The 348-nt window shown below is 55.5% G+C and carries 1 pseudogene; it reads left to right on the forward strand.

The features are described 5' to 3' along the window. Positions 1-105: 105 nt before the first annotated feature. Positions 106-348, forward strand: a pseudogene (locus ACM6G4_RS24315) (phospholipase); the annotation flags it as partial.

Below are 348 nucleotides of genomic sequence, written 5' to 3' on the forward strand. Positions count from 1 at the left end.
ATCGCAAGCCGATGTCGAGGTGAGTCAACCCATATCGCACACGGATCACCGAGGCCTGTATGCCACGGTGATGGAAGGCGCTGGTGATCAGGAAGGGAAAACACCATGAGCCAATACGAGATCGTGACACCGGTCGCACTCCAGCACACTCAAGAGGTGACCTGTACCCCGCCATGGTATGTGCGCAATACCGAATACCCTCCCGCCATGGCGACGTATCAACCGCTGATCAATGGGGAAGAAACGTTTCGGGCCGTGCACCTGGCCATTTCAAAGGCCAAGGCAACTGTCGACATCATCTGCTGGGGCTTTCAGCCGTCGATGTATTTCATCCGCGATGGAATATCT

The sequence above is a fragment of the Pseudomonas sp. IT-P258 genome (genome assembly GCF_949767825.1).
Classification (GTDB): domain Bacteria; phylum Pseudomonadota; class Gammaproteobacteria; order Pseudomonadales; family Pseudomonadaceae; genus Aquipseudomonas; species Aquipseudomonas monachiensis.